At 54.9% G+C, this 23,162-nt stretch carries 18 protein-coding genes; 11 read left to right on the top strand and 7 right to left on the bottom strand.

All coding sequences use genetic code 11. The features are described 5' to 3' along the window. The first annotated feature begins 46 nt into the window (after positions 1–46). Positions 47–424, top strand: a complete 378-nt coding sequence (locus SH467x_RS02585; RefSeq protein WP_482369734.1) for a hypothetical protein — start codon at positions 47–49, stop codon at positions 422–424. Between the two features lie 91 nt (positions 425–515). On the opposite strand, the gene SH467x_RS02580 is transcribed toward SH467x_RS02585, so the two are convergent. Beyond that, a complete protein-coding gene (locus tag SH467x_RS02580) occupies positions 516–2,186 on the bottom strand; it encodes a sensor histidine kinase (protein WP_482369733.1) in 1,671 nt (556 codons plus the stop codon). 81 nt (positions 2,187–2,267) lie between these two features. After that, positions 2,268–3,266 carry an L-threonylcarbamoyladenylate synthase gene (locus SH467x_RS02575; protein WP_482369732.1) on the bottom strand — a complete coding sequence of 333 codons (999 nt, stop codon included), beginning with the start codon at positions 3,264–3,266 and terminating at the stop codon, positions 2,268–2,270. Positions 3,267–3,316: 50 nt separating this feature from the next. Between SH467x_RS02575 and SH467x_RS02570 the strand changes: the two genes are divergently transcribed. The 5 genes from SH467x_RS02570 (at position 3,317) to SH467x_RS02550 (ending at position 7,853) form a co-directional block, all read left to right on the top strand. Continuing rightward, entirely contained in the window at positions 3,317–4,459 is a 1,143-nt protein-coding gene (locus SH467x_RS02570) for a YihY/virulence factor BrkB family protein (protein ID WP_482369731.1), read from the top strand. A 13-nt stretch (positions 4,460–4,472) separates the two neighbouring features. Continuing rightward, positions 4,473–4,859 carry a holo-ACP synthase gene (gene acpS / locus SH467x_RS02565; RefSeq protein ID WP_482369730.1) on the top strand — a complete coding sequence of 129 codons (387 nt, stop codon included), beginning with the start codon at positions 4,473–4,475 and terminating at the stop codon, positions 4,857–4,859. 64 nt (positions 4,860–4,923) lie between these two features. Then, positions 4,924–5,748 carry an alpha/beta hydrolase gene (locus tag SH467x_RS02560; protein ID WP_482369729.1) on the top strand — a complete coding sequence of 275 codons (825 nt, stop codon included), beginning with the start codon at positions 4,924–4,926 and terminating at the stop codon, positions 5,746–5,748. Beyond that, complete coding sequence (locus tag SH467x_RS02555) at positions 5,745–6,869, top strand: type II secretion system F family protein (RefSeq protein ID WP_482369728.1); 1,125 nt, start codon at positions 5,745–5,747, stop codon at positions 6,867–6,869. The genes SH467x_RS02560 and SH467x_RS02555 overlap by 4 nt, the downstream gene beginning before the upstream one ends. 6 nt (positions 6,870–6,875) lie before the next feature. Then, positions 6,876–7,853 (top strand): PfkB family carbohydrate kinase, encoded by a 978-nt coding sequence (locus SH467x_RS02550; RefSeq protein WP_482369727.1) that lies wholly within the window; start codon positions 6,876–6,878, stop codon positions 7,851–7,853. A 38-nt stretch (positions 7,854–7,891) separates the two neighbouring features. Here the strand turns inward: SH467x_RS02550 and rnhA are convergent, their stop codons facing one another. The 3 genes from rnhA to SH467x_RS02535 all read right to left on the bottom strand — a co-directional run bounded on the left by rnhA (position 7,892) and on the right by SH467x_RS02535 (position 11,608). Further along, on the bottom strand, positions 7,892–8,386 hold the full coding sequence (rnhA, locus tag SH467x_RS02545; protein WP_482369726.1) for a ribonuclease HI: 495 nt from the start codon (positions 8,384–8,386) through the stop codon (positions 7,892–7,894). Between the two features lie 210 nt (positions 8,387–8,596). After that, positions 8,597–10,234 (bottom strand): hypothetical protein, encoded by a 1,638-nt coding sequence (locus tag SH467x_RS02540; RefSeq protein ID WP_482369725.1) that lies wholly within the window; start codon positions 10,232–10,234, stop codon positions 8,597–8,599. Between the two features lie 1,029 nt (positions 10,235–11,263). Further along, positions 11,264–11,608: a flagellar biosynthesis anti-sigma factor FlgM gene (locus SH467x_RS02535; protein WP_482369724.1), complete on the bottom strand. Its 345-nt coding sequence runs from the start codon at positions 11,606–11,608 to the stop codon at positions 11,264–11,266. Positions 11,609–12,586: 978 nt separating this feature from the next. Here SH467x_RS02535 and SH467x_RS02530 point away from each other — a divergent pair. Together SH467x_RS02530 and miaB are read left to right on the top strand one after the other, a co-directional pair. Then, the gene (locus tag SH467x_RS02530; RefSeq protein WP_482369723.1) at positions 12,587–15,046 is read left to right on the top strand and encodes a peroxiredoxin family protein; all 2,460 of its coding nucleotides are present in this window, start codon (positions 12,587–12,589) and stop codon (positions 15,044–15,046) included. 257 nt (positions 15,047–15,303) lie between these two features. Then, complete coding sequence (gene miaB, locus SH467x_RS02525) at positions 15,304–16,755, top strand: tRNA (N6-isopentenyl adenosine(37)-C2)-methylthiotransferase MiaB (RefSeq protein WP_482369722.1); 1,452 nt, start codon at positions 15,304–15,306, stop codon at positions 16,753–16,755. 133 nt (positions 16,756–16,888) lie between these two features. On the opposite strand, the gene SH467x_RS02520 is transcribed toward miaB, so the two are convergent. Beyond that, positions 16,889–19,129 carry a PQQ-binding-like beta-propeller repeat protein gene (locus SH467x_RS02520; protein ID WP_482369721.1) on the bottom strand — a complete coding sequence of 747 codons (2,241 nt, stop codon included), beginning with the start codon at positions 19,127–19,129 and terminating at the stop codon, positions 16,889–16,891. Between the two features lie 412 nt (positions 19,130–19,541). Between SH467x_RS02520 and SH467x_RS02515 the strand changes: the two genes are divergently transcribed. From SH467x_RS02515 to SH467x_RS02505, 3 genes are all read left to right on the top strand, one after another. Next, positions 19,542–20,288, top strand: coding sequence for a ParA family protein (locus SH467x_RS02515; protein ID WP_482369720.1), 747 nt, complete (start codon positions 19,542–19,544; stop codon positions 20,286–20,288). Positions 20,289–20,550: 262 nt separating this feature from the next. Further along, a complete protein-coding gene (locus SH467x_RS02510) occupies positions 20,551–21,459 on the top strand; it encodes a ParB/RepB/Spo0J family partition protein (protein ID WP_482371332.1) in 909 nt (302 codons plus the stop codon). 236 nt (positions 21,460–21,695) lie between these two features. Beyond that, positions 21,696–21,986, top strand: a complete 291-nt coding sequence (locus SH467x_RS02505) for a hypothetical protein (RefSeq protein WP_482369719.1) — start codon at positions 21,696–21,698, stop codon at positions 21,984–21,986. Between the two features lie 178 nt (positions 21,987–22,164). Here SH467x_RS02505 and SH467x_RS02500 read toward each other — a convergent pair whose 3' ends face one another. Then, a complete protein-coding gene (locus tag SH467x_RS02500) occupies positions 22,165–23,148 on the bottom strand; it encodes a DUF3500 domain-containing protein (RefSeq protein WP_482369718.1) in 984 nt (327 codons plus the stop codon). Positions 23,149–23,162 lie beyond the last annotated feature (14 nt).

Here is a 23,162-nt window from a genome sequence, read left to right as displayed (position 1 = left end):
TTCGCGGTAGACGCCGTTTTGCGGAAGGCAAGGAGGAATCATCGAGATGAAACATCAAGGATTGCGGTTAGCTCGTATCAGAGGATTTTCCACCTCCATTGCAGCTTGTTTGCTGATGAGCTTCGGGTGTTCGTCCCCAAACGTCTGCGCTCCCAACGGTGCCACGGGGCCTTATAACGGGTACCCCTATTACCCCACGTACCCGTACGCGCAACAACCCGGCGCGCAGCCTATCTATCCAAGTCCTGCTGTCGGGACACCGATTCCTGGCACCGGAGCAATGCCTGCTGGAACGGTTCCGGCCGGCAGCTATCCCGCTGGCACGCCCTATCCTGGCGGGACTGCCTATTCCCCGGGAATGGTGCCTCCAGGGTATGTCGGTCCTCCCCCCAATTCGGCTCAGCCACCCCTTCTCGGCCGCTAAAGCATGCTTCGCCGCGAAAGCCTGACGCACTCTGGACCGCTGCAGCAGTAACCCTGACGGCACGCGGGCCCTTGCAAGGCGTTTTCAGCTCCTAATTTGTTTCCGTAGGAGAGAGCGGGAGTTTCAGTTCGAACACGCTCCCTTCGTTCCATTTGCTTCGGACGGAAATCTCTGCATCGATCGACTGGCACAGATGTTTGACAATGGCAAGCCCGAGGCCCGTCCCACCGAGATCCTGCGATCGCGCTTTCTCGACGCGATAAAACCGCTCGAAAACTCGATCGATATCACTTGGTGGAATTCCAATGCCTGTGTCTTGGAAGAAAATCGAACAACTAGATGCACTTGAGTTGACCCGGATATGGACCTTGCCTTCAGGTTTGTTGTAGCGGATCGCATTGCTGAGCAGATTGTTGACAACGGTCTGAAGCGATTCGAGATCGGATCGGACCGTGATGGCGGGGTCGCATTCAAGCAACAATGCCACCCCTCGCTTCTCTGCGATCGGCCGATGGTCTTCCAAAGCGGCTTCGAGTAAATCGAAGATCTTGAGCGAGTAAAGTTTCGGTTTGTCCGGCTGCGATTGCAACCGGGTGAGCTGCAGCAGATCACGTATCAATACATCCAATCGCGTCGCTTGCTCGCTGATCCGTTCGATAAAGCGAGCCCTAGCTTCGGGGTCTTCGCTGGCTCCCATCTGCAACGTTTCCGCGTAGGCTTTGATCGCAGACAACGGCGTTTTCAATTCGTGCGAAACGTTGGCGGTAAAGTCGCGACGCAGGTTTTCAAGTTGCTTGAGGCGTGTCTCGTCGGTCACGGTCAGGAGGACTGGATGAAGATGTGTCTCTTTGGATTGCGCCTGCGATTGCCCGATGCGAAGCGGTTGGGTTCGAAGTCGCAACCATCGCTTTTCCGAGGTGAGTTCGTATTCAATTTCCTTGGCCTGACCCGTTTCATGCGTGGATTGAACGCAGTCGATGATGGCGGGAATTCGAACGACATCCAAGATTTTTTTCCCCACTTCGGCTCGATCGATACCGAGCAGGCTGGTTCCAGCGGGATTGGCGAAATTCAGTCGCAGCTCCTCGTCAAACGAAAGGATTCCGATCGGCATGTTGGACATAGCTCTCGAGGAATTCTCGTACGACGCGCGCACGCTGTCGATCTGCTGTCTCATGGAGTCCGAGATCGCATAGACCCCGTAGACGATTCGATCTGGAACCCAATTGGAAATCGGTTTTTCCAAGTTCGACTTCCCTTCTCGAAGCGCTTTGGCGGTCGCTTGCAACCAGTTCACTTCGCTTTCGCGAGCCTGGCGAAATAGGAGGAGGACACCTCCAAGCAGAAGACCTGCCATCGATCCGAGTGCGATGCTGAGCGAGCCGTCGCCGATCGATTTACTCGTCTCTGCGTTTTCGAACCGTCGAATGAGGATGATGTTGCGGGCTTGGTCGTTGGAATCGATCCAACTGTGACGCAATCGCATCCGTGTGAAGCCGTTGGGTTCCTGTGACCACGTCGGCGTGAGAGGTGGTTCGGCGAGATCGAACGTCTCCCACTTGAGTTCCCCCAATTCCAAATCCTGGAGCAGCGGTGGCAATCGCTCGATTCCCATTTCTTGGGAGAGTCGCTCGATCGTTCGAAGGTCGTGAATCGCATGTTGGGCTTGTTCGCTGCGCCAGTGCTCCAGTCGCTTTTGACGAATGGGAAGCTGGGTTAGGAATCCAATCGATGCTCCTGCCAAGGCCGTGAGGGCAATCAACCCAAGATCGCGGCGTACAAACGGGACCGAAATTTCTCAACCTACTTTCTTGCGGAGCTTGTTAGGGGGAAGATTCTGGACTCACTCATCTCTCTGAGAAGCTCGCTTGAGCCGGTCCATGAGAGCGGTACCAAGCCCAATCTCCGGGACCTGCTGGCACTCGATCCGATCGGCACCTAAGCGATCCGCCTTGCGAAAAAAGTCGAATAGAACCTGTGCATATTCCTCGAGGGTGCGCACCAAACAATAGGACAAGTAACCGGCTGCTGGCACCGGAGGCTCCATCCCAATGTAGCATGTCTTTTTCGGCGGGGTGGATTCAGGATGGAGAACGATGTGGACGCGTGCCATCGGTTGGTAGTGCCGATGTCGCAAGCCCGGGGAGTTCGGGGCATGCGGGGAAGAGCTTAAATCGTTACCCGCGGGTGGGTCGTTCGAGGGCCCGTCACCGCGATAGGGCTCCATATCCGGACAAACTTTCTTCAATTCTTCATACGAAACCTTTCCTGGTCGCAGAACGCAGGGGTGAAGTCGAGTGGTGTCGACGACAGTGCTTTCCAAGCCTATATCGGTGGGGGGACCACAAACGATCCCTTCGACTCGCCCGTCGAGATCGTCTCGGACCGCTTCCCAGGTCGTAGCGCTGGGCGATCCGCTTCGGTTCGCGCTCGGGGCGGCCACCGGTACACCGGCATGTTCAAGAATTTCGAGGGCCCAGGGATGTTCCGGGATGCGGATCGCGACCGAGTTGAGTCCAGCGGTCACCGCGTCAGGAACCGCGTCCGTCTTGGGAAAGACAAGCGTTAGGGGGCCTGGCCAAAACCGATCTATCAGTTTTTGAGCCGTAGGCGATACGGTTTGGACGAGCCCCACCAAATCTTGGGTCTTCGCGATGTGCACGATCAATGGATTATCGGAGGGACGGCCCTTGGCCGAAAAGATGCGTTGCACCGCCGCTTCGGATCGAGCATTAGCCCCGAGACCATATACGGTTTCGGTGGGGAAAGCGACCAACGCTCCCTGCGCAAGCAAACTGCCTGCCTGGTCGAGCGAATCACGGTCGAAATAGTGCGTTTTCATTGAGAGGATCTCTATGGCGAAGGGTGAGCCCAAAATCTAAACTCATCAGGATGGATCGCAAACCGTCGGATTCCCCCCCAAGCGAAGAAAACTTTGGTTTCACCGAAGTGACTTCGGCCATCACAGCCCGTTCGACCGGCTGGCTCAAGTCGTTTTTTCCCAATCTTCGCGATGCCGCTATCCGTTGGACGGAGGACGATGCCGGCTCGCTCGCGGCATCGGTCGCCTACTATTTGGCTTTGTCCCTTTTTCCCATGATGTTGCTTTTGACCAGCGGCATCGGGCTCTTTTTGGAATTCTCGAACATCGGCCGAGACGCCGAATCCAAAGTCATGCTGGCGGTGGAGCAACAGTCCTCTCCAGTCGTCAAGCAGCAGATTGAGGAGGTTCTACGGCAGCTTCGCAACCAGTCCATCGTTAGCGGACCGTTTGGAATCGCGGCCGCGATCCTGGCGGCAATTGGGGTCTTCGCTCAAATCGACCGAGGTTTCGATCGGATCTTTCGGATTCCTCCTCAAAAATCTGCAACCGTCCGACGGACGATCTATCGACTGGTTCGCCACCGATGCTTTGCGTTTCTCATGTTGGTTTCGTTAGGTGGAACGATCTTGGTGCTGTTCGCGTCAAGCATGCTCATGGCGCAATTCCGTTCCTTGACCGGGAGCACTCTGCCCAGTTTGCAGCATGTCTTTCATTTCTTCGATACGGCCGTTACGGTTGGACTCAATGGTGTTCTCTTCGGATTCGTCTACCGTTGGCTTCCCAAGAAGAAAGTTCATTGGCTCGATGCGCTGCGCGGCGGACTTCTTGCTGCCTGCGTTTGGGAATTGGGGCGAACTCTTCTCGGTATGTTCTTTATCGGGATGCGTTATACCTCCGCGTATGGGGTGATCGGATCGTTCATCGCAATTTTATTGTGGTGCTATTACGGTATTTCCATCCTGTTCTTCGGGGCTGAGTATGTCCAAGTTCTCGAGATACGGCGCCGCGCGCGCATGGAGACCACCGAAGCCGCAGACTCAGCTTCTGCGACCGTTGCGCACGAGGAGGGAGCGACGTTAGAGCGTGGACGGCGCGAATTGGCGGTTAATCCCGAGCCTGCAATCGACTATCATACGGAGGTGGGGCGATCTCTCCCCTCGAAAACATCATCCGACGTTCGCCAACAACCTCGTCGCAGTTTCCCCTCGTAGCAAAACTCCGTCTATGTCCGGTCAATTGGTTTCCATCGGCACCGATATCATCGAATGCGTACGAATCGCACAAATGATCGAAAAGCACGGCGAGATTTTCTTGCAGCGCGTCTTCACACCTCGCGAGATTCAGTACTGTTCCAGCCGAAAAGCCGCGACGCAGCATTACGCGGGTCGCTGGGCGGCGAAGGAAGCAGTTTTGAAGGTTCTGGGTACCGGTTGGGCAAAAGGGATTCAATGGACGGATATTGAGGTTACCAACGAAGTCTCGGGTGCCCCCACCTTGAAGATGCACGGCAAAGCGGCCGAGATCGCTCGCGAGCGGGGCATTCGCGAGGTGATGCTTTCGATCTCACACTGCCGCGGTTACGCCACTGCATTTGCTAGCGGAATCACTTAATCGAGCCTCTTCGCGCATGCCTGACTTGAACCCTCCAAAAAAATCCAAACGGAGCCCGATCCTGATGCTCAAGTCCGGTTTGAAGGTGCTGGCGACTTCCTACGCATTGCTGTTGCTTTTGCTCATCCTGTTCGAGCCGACCCTGCTTTTCCCAGCGCCTCAGCTCGATGGGGGCGAATGGAACGGAGAACGCTTTGGTGCAACGGAGTGTTATGTCCCGAGCCAGGACGGAACGCCCGTGCACGTTTGGATGTTGCCCCATCCTGCTCCGAGGGGGACGATTTTGTTTGCGCATGGCAATGCGCAGCATCTCGGTACCTTGGGGTGGACCTTGGATGAGTTGCGACAAAAGTGGGATGCGAATGTCATTGCATTTGACTACCGCGGGTATGGCAAGACGGGTGGCATTCCCAGTGAGAAAGCGATCCACGAGGATACGGTCGCGATCGCTCGATGGTTGAAGCAACAGAAACCATGGAATGACGTTCCCGTGATATGCCTCGGTCGATCGTTAGGTGGCTATGCGGCAGTCGTTGCGGCTTCGGAGATCGGTGCGGACGGTCTCATTTTGGATCGCACGTTTTCATCGGCAGTCGATGTTGCCGCAGAAAAGTATCCTATGTTCCCTGTCAGGTGGCTGATGCGCAATCGATTCCCATCGAGCCGTCGGATCGCCGAGTACCAAGGACCTTTGTTGCAGCTGCACGGAAGAAATGATGAAGTCATTCCGATCCAATCCGGCAGGGAGTTGCATCGTTTGGCCGCTTCGAAAGACAAGAATTTCATCGAGCTACCGCGTCTGGGACACCAAGAGCCTTGGCCTGAGTCGTTTTGGGTGGAGGGTTCCAATTGGATTGCCGCGATCCGAGCGCAGGGGGAGAGCGAGTGAGCATCGATAAAGAAGTTCCTGTCACGGCTCGATCCCCAGCTAGTTTGCCGGGATCTACCAATGGGCGATGGATCGAGGGGATGATCGGCGGAATGTCGCTCAAGTCGCTGGAGGGATTCTGTCGCCGCTTCGCAACGGGACTTCGGTCCGGTATCGATGTCCTGAAACTCCTGGAGATGGAATCCCGGTTTGGATCGACACGCCACCGGGATGTGGCCCAGCATATGCGAGATGGGATATTGCAAGGGGAGTCACTTTCGGGAGCCATGCTGCAGCAGGGAGAGTATTTTCCAAAGCTTCTCATTCGGATCGTTCGAGCGGGCGAGCATTCCGGACGGGTGGAACATGTCTTTTTGGAAATGGCGAACCACTATGGCGAACTGAAAAAGGCCCGATCGCAGTTTCTTAGCCAAGTGACGTTTCCTCTCATCTCGCTCGCGATCGCCTTTCTCGTGATTACCCTGATGATCTACGTGAACGGATTCATGCAATCGGGCTCGATGAACGACGAGCCGTTCGATCTCACCGGGATCGGGTTGCGAGGTGCCAGCGGTGTCATTTGGTTTTGGCTGTTTTCGGGAGTCGCGATTGGATCGCTATTGATAGTCGCATTTGGCATTTGGAAGAATTGGTTTCAATGCCATCGCACGTTGGTTCCCATGGTGAGGCACATCCCGGTGATCGGACCGGTCGTCACCAATACTGCGTTGGCCCGTTTGTCGATGACGATGTCCATGATGCTCGGAGCTGGGGTGGACGCCAAAAGGACGCTGCGTGAATCGCTGCTGGCGACAGGCAATCAGTATTACACCCAAGGAATATCGAGATCGGAGAAGGAAATCCAACAAGGAAAATCGTTCGCCGAATCGCTCGCTGCGCCGGGACTTCTTCCCGATGAGTTCATTCAAGTGGTCGAGGTGGGGGAAATCAGCGGCAGTGACAGCGAATCTCTGGAACGCCTTGCCGCAACCTACCGAGAGAAAGCCAGCGCGTCGCTACAGCAATTGGCCATCTTCGCGGGGCTTGCCGTGTGGTTCGCGATCGCTGCCATTTTGATCATCGCAATCTTCACGATCTTTTTTCAGATCATGGAAGTTTACACCAACGCGGGAAAGATTTAGTCCACGATGTATGACGTCGTCACCCTTGGCGAAACGATGCTCCGTTTCACCCCTCCAGGTTTCTGCCGACTGGGACAAGCCACGACGATGGAGATTCATGTCGGGGGGAGCGAATCGAACACGGCGATCGGACTGGCCAGACTAGGACGCAAGATCGCTTGGCTTTCGCGATTGACCAACAATCCACTTGGGCAACATATCGAATCCCAGATCCGGCTTCATGGCGTCGATACCTCGCGCGTGCTTTGGACCGACGATCATCGCGTTGGGCTTTATTTTCTGGAGCCGGGCTCTCCCCCTCGCAGCAGTCAAGTGATCTACGACCGAGCGAACTCCGCCTTTTCACACTTTGATGCCAGTCAATTGCCCGTCGAACTGTTTCAGCCTGGTGCGGCAAAGTGGCTGCATGTGACGGGAATTTCGTGCGGTGTAAGCCAGGGCGCGTGCCGATTGACCGAGCGCGCGGTGGAGTTAGCCCGCAATGCTGGATGGAAAATCAGTTTCGATGTGAACTACCGCGCCTTGTTATGGTCCGCCGAGCAAGCGAAGCGTCAGTTGGACCCTCTTTTTCGCTCTGCCGATCTAGTCTTCACGGCAGCACGCGATTTGAAGAAGCTTTGGGGGATTCAAATCAACGAAAGCGATCAAAGGGGGTTCGATCCATTGCTTTCGTTACGCTCCGGTCGCACGACCGTGGTCACCTTGGGGAGTTTTGGTGCAGCTGCTTGTTCGGATCAGTCCGGCTTGGTAATGCAACCGATCAAGCCGGTGGTTCCGATCGGTCGATTGGGAGGAGGGGACGCATTTTCCGCTGGCTTTCTTCACAGTTGGCTTGATCGTGATGATCTAGCCCTGGCGCTGCGATGGGCCACGACGGTTGCGACCTTCAAATACAGCATTCCTGGCGATATCCCTTGGATCGATCGAAGAGAGATCGAGCGAGCCTTGGAGTCGGAGGAAACTGCCAGGGATATCGTTCGCTAGAACGGTAGTCGTCAGGCAATCGTTGGGAGGCAGTCTGTCTACCAGTTGCCGTTTTGGTAAGCCGCAACAGCCAGTTGATCGCAGCGTTCGTTTTCCGGGTGTCCGCTATGCCCTTTGATGTGGTGGAAGCTGATTTTGTGAATGTGTTTCAAGCGGTCCAGCTCTTGCCATAGATCTGCGTTTTTCACTTCGACCCATTTGGAACCATCTTTGCGACGCCATCCATTTTTCTTCCAATTGGGCATCCATTCCTTCAGACCCTTCAGCACGTATTGGCTGTCGGCGTAGAGGCTGACATGGCATGGTCGGCTGAGCACCTTGAGCCCTTCGATTACAGCGCGGAGTTCCATCCGATTGTTGGTGCTTTCTCGCTCAGCGCCCGAGCCCTCGCGTTCTTTTTTGGATGGAACGTCCCTCAGGACGAAGGCCCAACCACCGGGACCAGGGTTTCCGCTGCATGCACCGTCGGTGTAGAGCTGCACCCGCCTCAATGCTTCGGGCTGCGCGTTTTTGGATTCGTCTTCGGTCGTCATGAAGCTTTGGTTAGGAACGTTGAGGAAGCGTGCTAAGACTGGGCAAAGGAGCCGGGTCGGATTGTACCCGTTGAAGGCGCAACGAAAAAAGGCCGGTCACGTTGAGTGACCGGCCTTTCTCATTTCTTATTCGATCTCAAGCTCTCTTGAACTTCGCTCGCTGGTGAACAAATCCAGCGAGCTTCGTGAGGAGAGGTTGATGGGTGGCAATTAGCAACCGCAAGCGGGAGCTGCACTGCATCCGCAGTCAGCTGCTGCACAGCTGTTGCATCCGCCGTGGCATCGCGAGCCGCGGAGAAGGTTTCGGAGACGGCCGTTGAACAAGCCGCTACCGATTCCTGCGTTTCCGCATGGATCGCAAGCTGGTGCACAAACCGTTACAGGAACTTCTTCGCAAACAACCTTGGCAACGCATCGGGTGTAGGTGCATGGAACACAGGTCTTGACGCACTTAGCAACCTTGATGGTTTCTTGGTAGCAAACTGGCTTGCAGACGGTGTAAGGAACAGTCTTGGTTCGGCATTCCTTCACGATTTTGCAAGTCGTGTAGGTGTATGGGCAGCTCTTTTGCTCGCAAACCATGTTGCAAACCGTGTAGCAAACGTCCTTGGTTCGTTGCTCGCAAACCATCTTGCAGGTCTTGTAGCAAACGGTCTTTTGACGGCACTCAGGAACCATCTTGCAAGTGGTGTAGGTGCAAACCTTGGACTTTTGCTCGCAAACCATCTTGCAGGTGGTGTAGGTGCAAGTCTTTTGACGGCACTCAGGAACCATCTTGCAGGTGGTGTAGGTGCAGGTCTTTTGGCGGCACTCAGGAACCAACTTGCAAACGTTGTACTTGACCGTCTTTTGTCGGCATTCAGGAACGCACTTGGTAACCGTGTAAGGAACAACCTTGGTTGCGCATTCGGTTTCGTAGCGAACGCAGTTGATTTCCTTGGTTTCGCAGGTGGGAACCCAAACCTTCTTGCAAACCTTCTTCGGTGGGCACTGAACGCATTCTACTCGGCAAGCGCCTGGGCAGTAAACGTTTCGGCACGTTGCGGGGTCGAAGGTCCAAGTACCTGGTTCGCGAACGGTGCGTCGCACAACAGGACCGGCTACTTCTTCCTCAACTGTGTTCCAGCTTCCGCCGCGAACTTGCACCGTCTTGGTGTAGTTCACAGGTTTGGTAACGGTGTAGTTAACGGTTCGCTCACGTGTCTCGGTTACAGGAACCATGACCGTATAGTTGATGACTTGCTCGCGAGCTTCCATCACCTTGTTCATGACCGTGTAGTTGATCACCTTTTCGTGTGTTTCACGAACAGGAACCATCACCGTGTAGTTGACGACCTTGCTGTGTGTTTCGTACACAGGTCGTTTGACGGTGTAGTTGATGACCTTCTCGTGTGTTTCACGAACAGGAACCATAACCGTGTAGTTCACGACCTTGCTGTGTGTTTCGTACACAGGGCGAGAAACGTTGTACGTTACTTGCTTGGTACGGGTTTCATAGACAGGTCGGCGAACCGTGTAGTTGCGAACACCTTGGTGGGTTTCTCGCACGGGCACATTGACCGTGTAGGAAACTTCTCGTTGGTGTGTTTCTCGCTCGTATCGAACTCGGTTTACGACTTTATCTTCGTAAACAATTTGGTTGACCATTTTCGTACCGTTGACCGTTTCCGGTTCGTATACGACTTTACGGACTTTCTTCATGACGGTGTAGGTAGAAGGACCCGTCGAGTCCACTACATTACAACCGCAATTTTCGTAGCTCACAGCACCGCCAAAGGCAGCGTGCGAAGCTCCAGCAAAAGCAGACATCATCGCTGCAACTGCTGGTAATGCCCAAAACTTCTTCATTCCCATTCTCCTTGAATGTTGCAATTCCACGCAGGACACATGTATCAGTCGGTGCGAACCAGGGGTCGCTTCTCCAACGTCGCGTAAGGGATGCTTGTTTCCGCTGCACTTAGATCCATTGAACTCGTCAGACCGCCAACAAGGTGCTCGGGCTGATCCCGTCCATGGACGCCCTCGTGACTAGGTAACAACACGATTAGTTGCGGCTCTTCGTGTTGCCCTTCTCACTCGGGGCGACTCGTCCCCTCGGAAACGAGGGCGTACTTGACGAGACCGGAGCAATCAGCCTCACCAAGTTCAATGACTCTGTGCGTCAGGAAACAACTCCCCAACAGGCGACATAAATCGACTGGCCAAGAAGGATGGAATAGAAAAAATGCTCAGGCGGGGTAATTTAGACCGACGAGAGAAAATAGAGATACGAAGCAGTCCGTCTTTAACGATTGCATCGAGCTTTCAAACTTGGCTAAAGCGAGAAATGAGAGGCAAGTATCGAGTAGCGAGTAGCGAGTAGCGAGTTGCGAGGGGAGAGAGGCGAGTTGCGAGGAGCGAGGGGCGAGGAGGATGGAGGATGGAGTAATGGAGAACCTCCGTCTCGCCGGATTCTTTTGTCCTGAAGGGACTCGAGCCATTAGCCGGGGGTATCGCTTGCACTCAACCCCCGGCTACAAGCTTTGATCCTTTCAGGATCGATTGTCGAACAGTCGTCCTCGACTGTTCTTGTGCGAGGACAATGTACAGCGTGGCCTAGGGCCTTCTCCCAGCTGGTCACTGTTCTGGAAAGAGTGTTCGGGAAACGCAGCACATGGACTCGCAGGGAGTCTTACCGTCTGTTCTCGCTACTCGCCGCTCGCATCTCTCTCCCATTTCTCGCCTCCCCTCGCCCCGATTCAGGGAGAGGGACTGGAGGTTAGGGGTACACCGAGCGGACCGAGTGATCTGATTGATCCCAATGCTCCGAGTTGAGCGTTAAAAAGATGCAGCGATCGCTGCGCTCAACTCATCGATGTTGACGCCGGAAAACCGGACCTAGCTCAATCGATCCAGCAATACGTCCAACGCAGCGCTCAGCTTTTCGTCGGTGTCGTAATTGCCAGCCGCGATGGCTTCTCGAAGACTCGCTACCTTGTCGGCGCGAAAGACTTCGCCCGCAGCACTGGACTGTTCAATCCCCAAAGCTTCAGGTGAAAGCTCCAGCTGATCGACAGGCATGGATAATCCCGCCTTGGCCTCACTGTGCGCTGATTGAATAGCGTTCGCTCGCGATGCACCACGAGCCGCGTCGATGCCAGATAGCGAAAAATTGCCCGAAATCTGCATAGTTGTCTTCTCCCCCGAGGCAAATAGAAACGCAGGGTGATCACGATCGATCATGTTCGCTTGGTTTGTTAGAGGACGGACTGCAACCTTGCCAGACAGCGAGAGTTACCTCGCACTCGATCCCTATCATCTCGCAGTCCGTGCCGCAGAAGACCATCCATAACGGTCAAGGCGACTTTGCGAAGACATTGCTCTCGAGTAAAAGCCTGTGTCTTATCGTCCTCCACTCACCTCGCTGTGAGCGTTTCTATCTCCCTTCCTTGTATTACGACTGTCGAAACAAATCCTGCGATGCTAGTTGTGACTGTTTTGTCACACCTGACATCCCGACAACGTTTATTCTAGGCAAGACTTGTGCCAATTGGAAATGATTCCTTGCATGCTCACCTAAGTACCTCTCTCTTATAGCGATTCGATGCACCCGAGGGCAAGGTGGACTGGACTGGGAACCATTCGCTCTTGCCTAAACTGCCCATACTATCACCCAGCCCCTCTTCGGTCCTCTGCCTGTCCTCATTCTTACATCTGCTACTACCTACCCGCGTGACCGCTTGGCTGCCATCTCTTACAAACCGCTTCAATCCCAGCTCTCTTTGCCTAATCGCGAAAACTATTCTCAAGAATTGGAAGAATTCCAAAAATCGGAATTGACCTCGGAGACGACGTGCTCGTATCTTACGACCATCGCAGCCAACGCGATGCGAAAGAACAACTGACTAGTCGATACGTGCCCCAAAGGGCCAGCCGAATCCTCCAACGCATGATGCGAAACGAGCTCGTCTGCTCGATCGGTCCTTGCGAGTCATTACCACGGATGTGTAACGACTCGCTCCAATCAATTGCTCCCGGAAAAGTAGCTTCAAGTCCTCTGCCCCCCTAGGACTCGTTCACTTCCGGGAGCTTTTTTTATGCCTCCGCTTGAGCTATGCTAGCTCTCCTCCTCTCGCCCTCCCCCGTCAAGGATGCTCTCGGGCTAACTCCGCGCTGGATCGCAAAATTCCCCCCAGAATCCCTCGCTCCGCGAACCAACCGATGCACCTTCCCCTTCCTCGCCAACTCCGCCTGCCATTCCGCTGTTCCTGGCTGGTTAGCTCTCTTCTGTTTTCTCCTGGCCATGGAATTGCCCAAGAATCTGAGGCGATCGACCCTGCCACGCACCAGCCGGGCCACTCGGTGAACGCGGACTCCTTCGATGAAGGGCCCAGGCAGGCGGCTTACCTCATGACCGGAATGGGGAATTGCCGTTTCCCTATCTCGACCAAAAACCCGATGGCCCAACGCTTTGTCGACCAAGGCGTCGCACAGTTGCACGGTTTCTGGTACTTCGAAGCCGAACGCTCCTTTCGCCAAGCGGCTGCGATCGACCCCGATCACCCCATGCCCTACTGGGGAATGGCCCGCGCCAATATCGAAAACGAAGAACGATCCCGCGGTTTCATCGAATTGGCGATGAAACGAATCGACAAGGCCTCGCCGCGTGAACGCCGATTGATCGAAGCTTGGAATGCTCGCGTGAAATCCTCCGACTCGGAGAAAAACGAGAAACGCAAAGAAGCAAAAACCGAACGTCTCAAAACCTACGCCGACGCGCTGGAGAAATTGGTCGAGGACTTTCCCAATGACATCGAACTCAAAGCGATGCTCGTGCTTCAACTCTGGCAGAACAACGGTGCTGGCACCCCCATCCAAAGCCACTCCGCTGTCGATGCCCTGCTCAGCGACATCTTCCGAACCAACCCACGCCACCCAGCTCACCACTTTCGCATTCACCTTTGGGATTACCGAAAAGAAGAACTAGCACTCACCGCTGCCGCGGCCTGCGGTCCGAGCGCTCCGGGAATTGCCCATATGTGGCACATGCCCGGGCATACCTACTCCCGTTTGAAACGATTCAGCGATGCGGCCTGGCAGCAAGAAGCTTCGGCCCGCGTTGACCATCAACACATGATGCGCGATATGGTCCTGCCAGACCAAATCCACAACTACGCGCACAATAACGAATGGCTCATTCGAAGCCTCAATCTGATCGGTCGCGTCGAACCTGCCGTCTCGCTAGCCAAAAATATGATCGAGTTGCCACGCCACCCCCGGTACAGCATGCTCGGCGAAAAAGGAAGCGCTCGGTTTGGTCGCGAACGACTGATCCAAACCTTAACCCATTACCAACAATGGCAGTCCCTTCACGACCTCTGCCAATCACACTACCTGCAAGAAGCCGAAGCACCCCACTTGGAAAGTGAAAGACTCGGTTTGCTAGCGATCGCAGCTATTCATTTGAATCAGCAGCAGTCTTTCCAGACTTCCCTCGAAACGCTGCAGTCGATTCAGAATGACCTTGCCAAGGAACTCCGCTCGCTCCCTGAGCCAGTGTCGCCCCCGGGCGATGATGAAAAGGCGAAGTCGAAAAGCCCCCGCAAACCACCTCAATTGGACGAGCCATCGCCCCCTTCTCGCGATCCGTTCGGCGATGAAAAAGACCCTCTCCTCATCAAGCCGCTATCGAAAAATTGGCAAGCGCCGAGCGGGACCAAGCTATCCAAGGAAGAAGAGGAGGTCTCGCGACGGAGGCACGATCTGCGGTATCGCAAGCAACGAGCAGAGTTTTGGCTCACTGCCGTGCAATCGCATCGCCATGCACAGCAAGGTAACTACAGCCAAGCGCTGCGCGTCTCGCACGAAGTACGCTCGATCGTCCCCAACCTGCAACGCATCGAGTGGCTTGCCAAGGCTGGCGAAACCCAGAATGCTTGGGATCGGATCGCCAAACTCGTGAAGGAGAACCCCAACGAGTTCCTGTCGATGGCATTGGCGATCGAGATCGGGGCGACGATTCCTGAAAAGAAAGAGGAAGTGAAGAGACTTCTCGAACAGTTTATTCCCATCGCGCAGACGGCAGACTCCCAACTCCCACATTTGGCTCGGATCCGCACCATCGCGGAAGGGATGCAAATGGGCGAAGCGTGGTCCAAGCCAGCCCCCATTCCGACGGACATCGGCGAACGCCCCGATCTAGCCTCGCTCGGACCGCTTCGATGGACTCCTCCCAGTGCGCCGACCTGGTACGCGACCTCCCAAGATGGGACCGCGGTTTCGTCCAAACAGGTCGCAGGACGTCCCTACGTCATGATCCTTTACCTGGGATTCGGTTGTCTTCACTGCGCGGAACAACTTGCTGCCTTTTCTCCTCAAGTCGAGGCGTTCGAAAAGATGGGGATCGACGTCATCGGAATCAGCTCCGAAACCGTGACGGAACTCAATGCTGGCATTAGACAGTACGACAAGGAAATGAAGATAAGGCTTCACGCAGATCCCGACTTGGAAGTCTTTCGCTCCTACCGCGCGTTCGATGACTTTGAAGGAACTCCGCTGCACGGTACTTACCTCATCGATGCGCACGGACGGGTGCAATGGCACGATGTCGGCGCCGATCCCTTCATGAACGTCTCCTTCCTTCTCCAAGAATCCAAACGCCTCCTCTCGCTGGAGAAATAGTGGCGAGTGGCGAGTGGCGAGTAGCGAGTGGCGAGTGGCGAGTGGCGAGGGGCTAATGTAGAGCTGTCGTCCTCGACAGCTTGGGCGCAAAGGAAGTACGTAGCGAGGCGAGAGGCGCCACCCATGTCATGAACCTATACCGAGGCCAGGGGGGCTGGGAATCGTGGCCAGCTCTCGTTCAACCCTACTCAAATGGGGTATGTTCGGCTATCATTCGCTCGACTTATTTGGTCCCGCAATCCATTGGTTCAGTCCTTATGCAATCCCCCGAAATTCCAGCGACCCCTACGAAACATCTGTACATCGAGACGGTCGGCTGCCAGATGAATGTCTTGGACAGCGAAATGGTGGTGGCGGCGCTGAGGAAAAAGGGCTACGCCTTGACCCAGGACCCGGCCGTCGCCGACGCGATCCTGTTCAATACTTGCTCGGTCCGTGAGCATGCAGAGGAAAAGGCCTACAACAATCTGCACCACCTGAAGCAGCTGAAGCTGAAGAATCCGAACAAGATCATCGGTGTCATGGGGTGCATGGCCCAAAAGGATCAAAACAGTATTTTCCAACGAGTCCCCTTCGTCGATTTGGTGGTCGGCCCTGGGCAATTGCACAAGATCCCAGAAATGATCGAAAGAGCGGAGTCGGGCGAAAAGCAACAGCTGGCCGTCAGTCTGGGGCGTCGGGAAGGTACGGCCGAAGATATCAAGCGATCTCACGAAACGTTCGATCCACTTCGGGATCCGGAAATGCGCCCCACTCCCTTCCAAGCTTACTTGCGGATCCAAATCGGATGCGACAAGTTCTGCACGTATTGCATTGTCCCGATGACCCGTGGCCCCGAACAAGGCCGCGCACCGGACCAGATTGTGGAAGAAGCCAGGATCCTCGCGGAACAAGGTGCGAAAGAAATCACACTCCTGGGACAAACCGTGAATTCCTATCGCTATGTGGAAGGGGACAAGGTTACACGGATTGCGGATCTGTTGGAACGCATCCATCCTATTCCTGGGATCGAGCGGATCAAGTTCGTAACGAACTACCCCAAGGATATGACTCGAGAACTGTTAGAAACTGTCCGAGATCTTCCCAAATGTTCCCCGTATCTCCACGTTCCGGCTCAAAGCGGAAGCGATGCAGTCCTGAAACGGATGAAGCGTGGCTACACCATCGCGGACTACTACGAGATGATGGATCGTATCAATGAGATCATCCCGAATCCGTCCGTCTCAAGCGACTTTATCGTAGGCTTCTGCGGTGAGACAGAGGAAGAGTTTCAGATGACGGTCGATTTGGTCAAGCGATGTAGGTTTAAGAACAGTTTCATCTTCCAATATAGCGTGCGTCCCGGAACGAAGGGGGCTGAACTGTACGAAGACGACGTTCCAGAAGAGGTCAAGCACCGGCGCAATTTGGAGTTGCTGGAAGTGCAAAACCAAATCTCGCTCGAGGATAACATGAGGTTCCTTGGGCAAACCGTCGAGGTGCTCGTGGAAGGTCCGAGCAAATGGTCGGTGCGTAAAGGGCAGACCGGAGAGTTTCGACAAATGACCGGCCGAACCCATTGCGATCGAATCATTGTGTGGGACGGCAACATGCGGCAGACCGGATCGCTACTCCCTGTCCGAGTGACCGACGTTTTTGCTTTCACCATGATGGGGGAAGTCGAAACGCACGACTATGTCGCCGAACCGGAAGTATTCCAACTGCGATAGGCAGTTACCGTTGGTGGGGTCTGTTTGTCAAGGATTCCTTGTGCCGCTTCGCGTGCGAGCGACCGACGGGTCTAAAAATCCATGGGACCTATTGGTCGAATAGATCCCATGGGTCATGAACGTCCCACTCTGGCTAGTTGGCTGAGACTTTGATGTTGTCGATGTAGAATTCCGCGTCGGTCGAGTTCCCGAAAATCCCCGGGCTGCCTTGCGTATTGGGCATGTCATCGGTTCCTTCGATGGTCCAACCCTCAGGTTCCGCATCCCCTTTCTTCCAGACTTTTCCGCGTAGGATGGCTTTACCGTCCTTATTTTCCGCGCGGAACTTCATGCTGTACCAAGTATTCGCACTCCACTCGAAAGGAACTCCGACGGAGAAACGGGTGTCGTGCGAGAGCCAAGTTCGAATCTTGAGCTGCTGCGAGCCTTCCAAAGCGAGAGTGTATCGCTGGGCGTTAAGACCCATGTCTGGCAACTTGGTCGTCGGAACTTTGTTCTTGGTATCCAGGGCGAGAAACTCTCCCTCGATGGTATAGTCGCTCATCTTGGGGAGGCCGATGAAACCTTGGCTGCGCGTTCCCTTAGGAATGGTGCTGATCTTGACCAGTCCATTTCCTCCGGTGGGAAGCTCGGCAGGTTGGTGCCGGTAGGCTGCACCGATCCAATGGTTCGGAACCTTCTTGTCTTCGAAATCGTAGTTCCAAGGAAGTGCACCGATGACGCGAGCCCGCGCCGTACTCTTTAATTCTCCGGAACTTGCAACGATCGAAACGGTAGTTCCACCGGAAACTTGGTCGGGGGCCACGTAGACTTGCCCGTCGGACACGGTGCCAGCCCCGTCTACGCTGATTTGCGCATCTTCTAGCAGTTTCAGATACTGACCTGCCGCGTTGTAAGCACGAACTTGCAGTTTGGCCTTTTGGCCCGGGACTAAAAGCATCTCCACTGGGCAAACTTGGATGTGTGCCACGGTGGTATCGGTGAGAGGCTCTTCCTTTTTCGGCTCTGGAATAGGATCGATCGACGGCGCCGCGTCTTTGTTCCCAAAACAATAGAGGGCTCGGCTCGTGGGCAAGTACATTTTGCCGTTGGAGACGACAAAGGACGCGAAGACTTCACTTTGGTCGTTCAACCGGAAACGCTGAATGTCGACACCTTTGTCGTTCGGCGTAAGGACTTGGATAATCCCCGAATTCTCCGCGACGAACATCTTCCCTTCCGAGACGATCGGAGATCCAAACATGACTCGGCCGAGTTTGGCCTTTGCTTCGATCTCACCCGATTTGGCATTCACCCCGATGAGAGCCGCACCATCCTCGATGAAGTAGACTCGGTCCCCGATTTTGACCGGACAGCTGCGAGAAACGGTCTTTGCAGGGATCTTCCACAGCAATTTGTCATCGGTGATTTCGCCAGTGGTATTCCCATCGAGCGCAAAGACAGCTCCGAGAACCGTCCGATCCGTTTCGTTCTGCTCGCCATGCCCGCAATAAACGATGCCGTCGACCACCAATGGGGAGACGCTGAATCCCCGAGGCGAAACCTGATACTTCCAAATCACTTTCCCGGTTCGGGGTTGGACGGCGTAGAGGGCTCCGTCCGCCGCGCCGAATACCATGGCCGCTTGGCCATTCAACACGGTGAAAACAGGAGTGCTGTAGGTCGTGTCCTCGGGGCGAGGACGAGTGTTCATCATCCAAATAGGGGCCCCAGTCCGCTTGTCCATGGCGATCAAGCGGTGGGCAGGGAGGGCGTTTTCGCCCCAGGAAGTCAGCACGCCGCTGATGATGACGGTGTCTTCGTACACCACCGGGAAATTCGTCCGACCTCCGTAGGTGGACAACATTCCGTACTCTTCCAGCAGGGACTTCTCCCAGATCACTTTGCCCGTGGCACCGTCCAAGCACTGGAAAATGCAACCCAAGCCTAAAACATAAACTCGGTCCGCATCCGGATCCGCATAAACGCTAGACCAACCGATTCGCTCCGACGGAGCATCGGACAAGAAGATATTGTGGATGCTTTCCCAAATGAGCTCCCCCGTTTCCGCATTCACACAGACGGTTTTCTCGGCCTCCTGAGGTGTTTCTGGCTTGTGCCGACACACCAGGTACAAGCGACCATTCATGACGACAGGGGTCGAGCGAGAGGCAAACTCCTCTTTTCGCCAGAGGACCGTCTCGCCATCGGACTTGAATGTGGTTGGCAGCCCTTTTTCGGTGGTTTGGCCATTTTGCTGTGGGCCTCGCCATTGATACCAATCCGTCGGCTTTGCCTTGTCCGCCGGTTCGTTTGCGATCAGCGCTCCACCCAAAAGAGGGGCAACAGCCATGGTGGAGAGCAACGTCCTTCGAAAGATCGATTTGCAAGTCATGATTTCGAACGAGGGTTCGTGGAGGGGGATGGTGAGATGCGGTTTTGAAATTATAGCAAAGTTCAAAGCAACACGGGGGACCCGTTTTGCGTGGAACTTGGACGGTGAAGGGGACTTTGCGGCCCCTTCCTTTTGCCCATCCCGTTTCACCATGGCTGGTCGGCAATTCGAAGGACCGGGCCTTCCATCTCGGTCGCCAAGGCAATCGATGCGATGTTCACGAAACGGCCCTAGAAAGGATCAAACCGTCACCAGCGGCGATTCGCGAATCGTGTTCAGTATGGAAACCCTATTCGCGGGAAGCGCAACTGGCATTTCCCCCGATATGGCAATTTAGGTAATAAAACGATCCACGTGCGGGACAAGCCCCACACATGCAACCAATCCAACTTGTTTACTCGCGCGGGATGCCATGGCTCGAATCTTCTGTATCGCCAACCAGAAAGGTGGCGTCGGCAAAACGACGACGGCCATCAACCTGGCTTGGGCGATGGCCACCGCAGGACAAAAAACTCTCATCGTGGACCTCGATCCTCAGTGCAATGCTACGAGCGGGCTAGGATTCTCGCCTGCCCCGCGTCATCCGTTGCTCGTGGACGCCCCGCTCCGCGAAGGGATCCTCAAAACGAACCTAGCCAACCTGGAACTCATGCCGGGGTGCAGATCGTTTCAGGACGTCGATCGTCTCGCTAAAGGTGGGATGTCTCAAGGAGCATTGCTACGACAACATCTCGATGCGGGCCTCGGAATCTACGACTCCGTCTTCATCGATTGTCCGCCTTCACTCGGCGAACTCACGCAAGCGGCACTGGCATCTAGCACCGAAGTGCTCATGCCCATCCAATGCGAGTACTACGCCATGGAAGGTCTGACGCAAATGATTCACGTCATCCGCGATGTCATGACCGCGAACTCGGGCAAGCTCACCTTCGGTGGAATCCTGCTCACCATGGTCGACCCCCGATTCGAACTAACGCACGAAGTAGATTCCGAAGTTCGGGATTTCTTCGGAGACATAGTTTTTGATACAACCATCCCACGTGATATCGCAATCAGCGAAGCCCCTAGCCACGGGCTGAGTGTGCTAGCATATGCCCCGCGCTCGCATGGAACGCGAGCTTACATCGAACTTTGCATGGAGGTACTGGAACGTGACTAAAGACCGACGACTTGGACGTGGACTCGCTGCCCTTCTCGGAACCCCTGTCGAAGAAGGGGCAGGCGAAATGTCACCCGCGACGATTCCCATGTCGAGCTCACCTTCGCTCGACCCTGCACGAACTGCTGTATCCGAGTCGTCGATCACTACCGAAAAAGCTTCACCGCGCGCCGATATCATCAAACAGTTTGCGTCGGAAGCCCGCGGTCAATCTACACGTGACCAATCGCCCCGTGGAACCAATTCGCCGATCAGTATTCCCATGACGCCGATCGCTGCCTCGTCCTCTGCGACTCCAGCGTCGGTGCAGCCGATTGTTAATCTTCCGGAGGGGGTACAGCATCATCAAGGAACGATCGATGTTGCGACCCATCTGATCGATCCCAATCCTTTTCAACCACGGCGTCACTTCAACGCCGCCGAGATTGAATCACTGGCGGAATCGCTTAAACAGCACCAGCAATTGCAACCGGTCTTGGTCCGCAAAGTCGGGGAACGCTATCAGCTTATTTCGGGGGAACGCCGACTTCGCGCAACCATCCACGCTGGCCTTCCCTCCATTCGTGCTGAAGTGCGCGAAGCGGATGATCGCTTGGTCGCAGAGCTGGCAATCATTGAAAACCTCCAACGCAAGGACTTGAATGCGATCGAAAAAGCGATGTCGTTCAAGCGATATATCTCGGAACATAAGTGCACCCAAGAGGAGTTGGCCAGCCGTTTGAAGATCGACCGTAGCACGATCGCCAACATGATGCGATTGCTCGAGCTGCCTGAAGCGATCACCGATGCCATCCAACGGGAAGAAATCACGGCGGGACATGCAAAGGCTCTTCTCAGTTTAGGTAGTACCAAGGAGCAGCACGTTTATCTTCGCCGGATCCTCGATCATGGATGGAGCGTTCGAGAAACGGAGCGGCAAGTCGCGGAAGCGGTTGCGAATGCCGAAGCGGCCGAAGAGGGCATTCTCGGTATGGCTCCCCGTCGCCGGGCGTCCAAGACGAGTCAATTGCAAGCTCTTGAGAGCGAGCTCAAAATGACGCTGGGAACGAAGGTCGAGATCTCCCAATCCGGGCGAGGAAAAGGGCGGATCACAATCCACTTCACCAGCATCGAAGAATTCGAGCGTCTCCGAGCCATGCTTGCATCCGATACCAAACGAAAAGCAGCTTAACAAACCGCTGCCCCCCACTATCGAACGGTCGTCCTCGACTGTTTTACTGTCGAACGGTCGTCCTCGACCGTTTCTCCACCAGGCCAACGATTGTCCTCGACCGTTCGGCTCACTTCACCTAAGTCCCTTCCTGCCTCCACTTCAACAAGATGTCGTCTGGCTCGCCATCTCGATCGCATTCTTATGGCATCAAACACTTTGGCATTGAAAGCAAGCGACCTTGTTGGAGTCCTCGGATGAACGCACTACCGTGGGCTTGGATGTTTTGGGGATTGGTTCTCTTCATCGCGGTGCGAACGCTCCTAACTCTATCATTCTCAATGCGTGATCGCCTTCGACAGCTGCTAGTCGATCACTACGAAAATGCCAAAGAGGAGCTTCAGAAGAAAGAAAACATCGCGAAACTACAAGCCAAAGTGCGTCAGATTCGCTCCCTGCGAGACGAAGTTTCGTCCGACGCGAACATCGCCAATGCCAGCGCAAAATCGACTTCCGCAAGCGAGCAACCGACCCGCCGCGCCGCCTGACAGTCACCCTCGACCATTCCCCAATGTCGAACAGTCGTCCTCGACTGTTTACGCACAACAGAAGCACATATCTTGACTCAGTGTGCTTCCAAATAGTTGTGCATAACCAGGTCCGTTCCCCGAACGGTGTTCTCCTCAGCGAAGCAATTCGTACGCAACGTGACGCTCAGAAGCTGCGCTACACGTTCTGAATATGGATATACGCATGCACGTGCGGCGCGCCACGGAAATGAATACAAGTATTCTTGCCAACAATCCGCCACATGTCCCACACACCATCGGACTTGAGGTCATCGTTGGCATAGAACTGTAGCGACAACGACTCCATTCCTCCAACCTCAGCAAGTAGTTCTCGGGCCTCCTTGGTATCCTCTTCTCGGTAGACACCTAAAATCGAAGTAAGGGCTTCATTGACCAACCCAACTTGATCGCTGCTCAACGACCCGACACGGAGACCCGCATACTGATCCTTCTTTTCCACACGGACCGATGACTCACCTGGAATGCTAGCCTTCAACAGAGCTTGCTCGCGTTGCTCGGTGGAAAGTGCCGCAAAGACTTTGTTCACCTTTTGCGTTTGGAAGAAGAACAGATTGTCTTCCGGAGCGGTTTCTTCTCCGTGCCCGTACACGATCGGGCCGCCGAAGACGACTTTCTTCTGCGTATTTCCATCGGCTCGTAGAGTCAAATGCCGTCCGGTTAGCATCCATTCAAAGGATTCCGTACCCGGCTTTCCAAACCAAGCGACGCTGTAAGCATCGATTCCGCCGTCATCGTCTTCGGTCTGTTTGCTAATCAATTCGAAACCGCTTTCCGATGTGAGTTGCTTAACAATCTCGTGCACCATATTGCGTTGTGACTTCGTATAGAAATCAGAGCCGATCAGCGGCTTGACGACGTGCCAGTTCGCATTCACTTTCTGACGCAACGCATCGCCAAACTCTTTGCAGACCACGTCGCGCTGGGATGCTGTCAACGTCTCGTAGAGCTCGCCGATCACCGTCTCCGCCTTGCTGCCACCCGGCTCGAATCCCCACAAGCTGCTTGGGGTGAGTGCGCAACCGACACCAAGTCCGCTGGTCGCGATCAGAAAATTCCGACGGTCGACCGATGCGAGATTGGATTTTTTGTTCAAGCTGTTTTCGATGGGAGAAGTCATCATTATGTCCTTTAATG

The sequence above is a fragment of the Brakhagea slesvicensis genome (genome assembly GCF_052161625.1).
In the GTDB taxonomy this organism is placed as follows: domain Bacteria; phylum Planctomycetota; class Planctomycetia; order Pirellulales; family Pirellulaceae; genus JBKCUI01.
Note: the sequence above shows the minus strand (reverse complement) of the source record. Positions and strands in the feature narration are given on the sequence as shown.

Bases quoted from the DNA above. Each gene is read 5' to 3' on its own strand.
- SH467x_RS02520 (WP_482369721.1), bottom strand. From the start codon at position 19,129: ATGACTTGCAAATCGATCTTTCGAAGGACGTTGCTCTCCACCATGGCT.
- SH467x_RS02510 (WP_482371332.1), top strand. From the start codon at position 20,551: ATGACGCCGATCGCTGCCTCGTCCTCTGCGACTCCAGCGTCGGTGCAG.
- SH467x_RS02530 (WP_482369723.1), top strand. From the start codon at position 12,587: ATGCACCTTCCCCTTCCTCGCCAACTCCGCCTGCCATTCCGCTGTTCC.
- miaB (WP_482369722.1), top strand. From the start codon at position 15,304: ATGCAATCCCCCGAAATTCCAGCGACCCCTACGAAACATCTGTACATC.
- SH467x_RS02560 (WP_482369729.1), top strand. From the start codon at position 4,924: ATGCTCAAGTCCGGTTTGAAGGTGCTGGCGACTTCCTACGCATTGCTG.
- SH467x_RS02550 (WP_482369727.1), top strand. From the start codon at position 6,876: ATGTATGACGTCGTCACCCTTGGCGAAACGATGCTCCGTTTCACCCCT.
- SH467x_RS02575 (WP_482369732.1), bottom strand. From the start codon at position 3,266: ATGAAAACGCACTATTTCGACCGTGATTCGCTCGACCAGGCAGGCAGT.
- SH467x_RS02570 (WP_482369731.1), top strand. From the start codon at position 3,317: ATGGATCGCAAACCGTCGGATTCCCCCCCAAGCGAAGAAAACTTTGGT.
- SH467x_RS02515 (WP_482369720.1), top strand. From the start codon at position 19,542: ATGGCTCGAATCTTCTGTATCGCCAACCAGAAAGGTGGCGTCGGCAAA.
- SH467x_RS02505 (WP_482369719.1), top strand. From the start codon at position 21,696: ATGAACGCACTACCGTGGGCTTGGATGTTTTGGGGATTGGTTCTCTTC.
- SH467x_RS02540 (WP_482369725.1), bottom strand. From the start codon at position 10,234: ATGAAGAAGTTTTGGGCATTACCAGCAGTTGCAGCGATGATGTCTGCT.
- rnhA (WP_482369726.1), bottom strand. From the start codon at position 8,386: ATGACGACCGAAGACGAATCCAAAAACGCGCAGCCCGAAGCATTGAGG.
- SH467x_RS02535 (WP_482369724.1), bottom strand. From the start codon at position 11,608: ATGATCGATCGTGATCACCCTGCGTTTCTATTTGCCTCGGGGGAGAAG.
- SH467x_RS02585 (WP_482369734.1), top strand. From the start codon at position 47: ATGAAACATCAAGGATTGCGGTTAGCTCGTATCAGAGGATTTTCCACC.
- SH467x_RS02500 (WP_482369718.1), bottom strand. From the start codon at position 23,148: ATGATGACTTCTCCCATCGAAAACAGCTTGAACAAAAAATCCAATCTC.
- acpS (WP_482369730.1), top strand. From the start codon at position 4,473: ATGTCCGGTCAATTGGTTTCCATCGGCACCGATATCATCGAATGCGTA.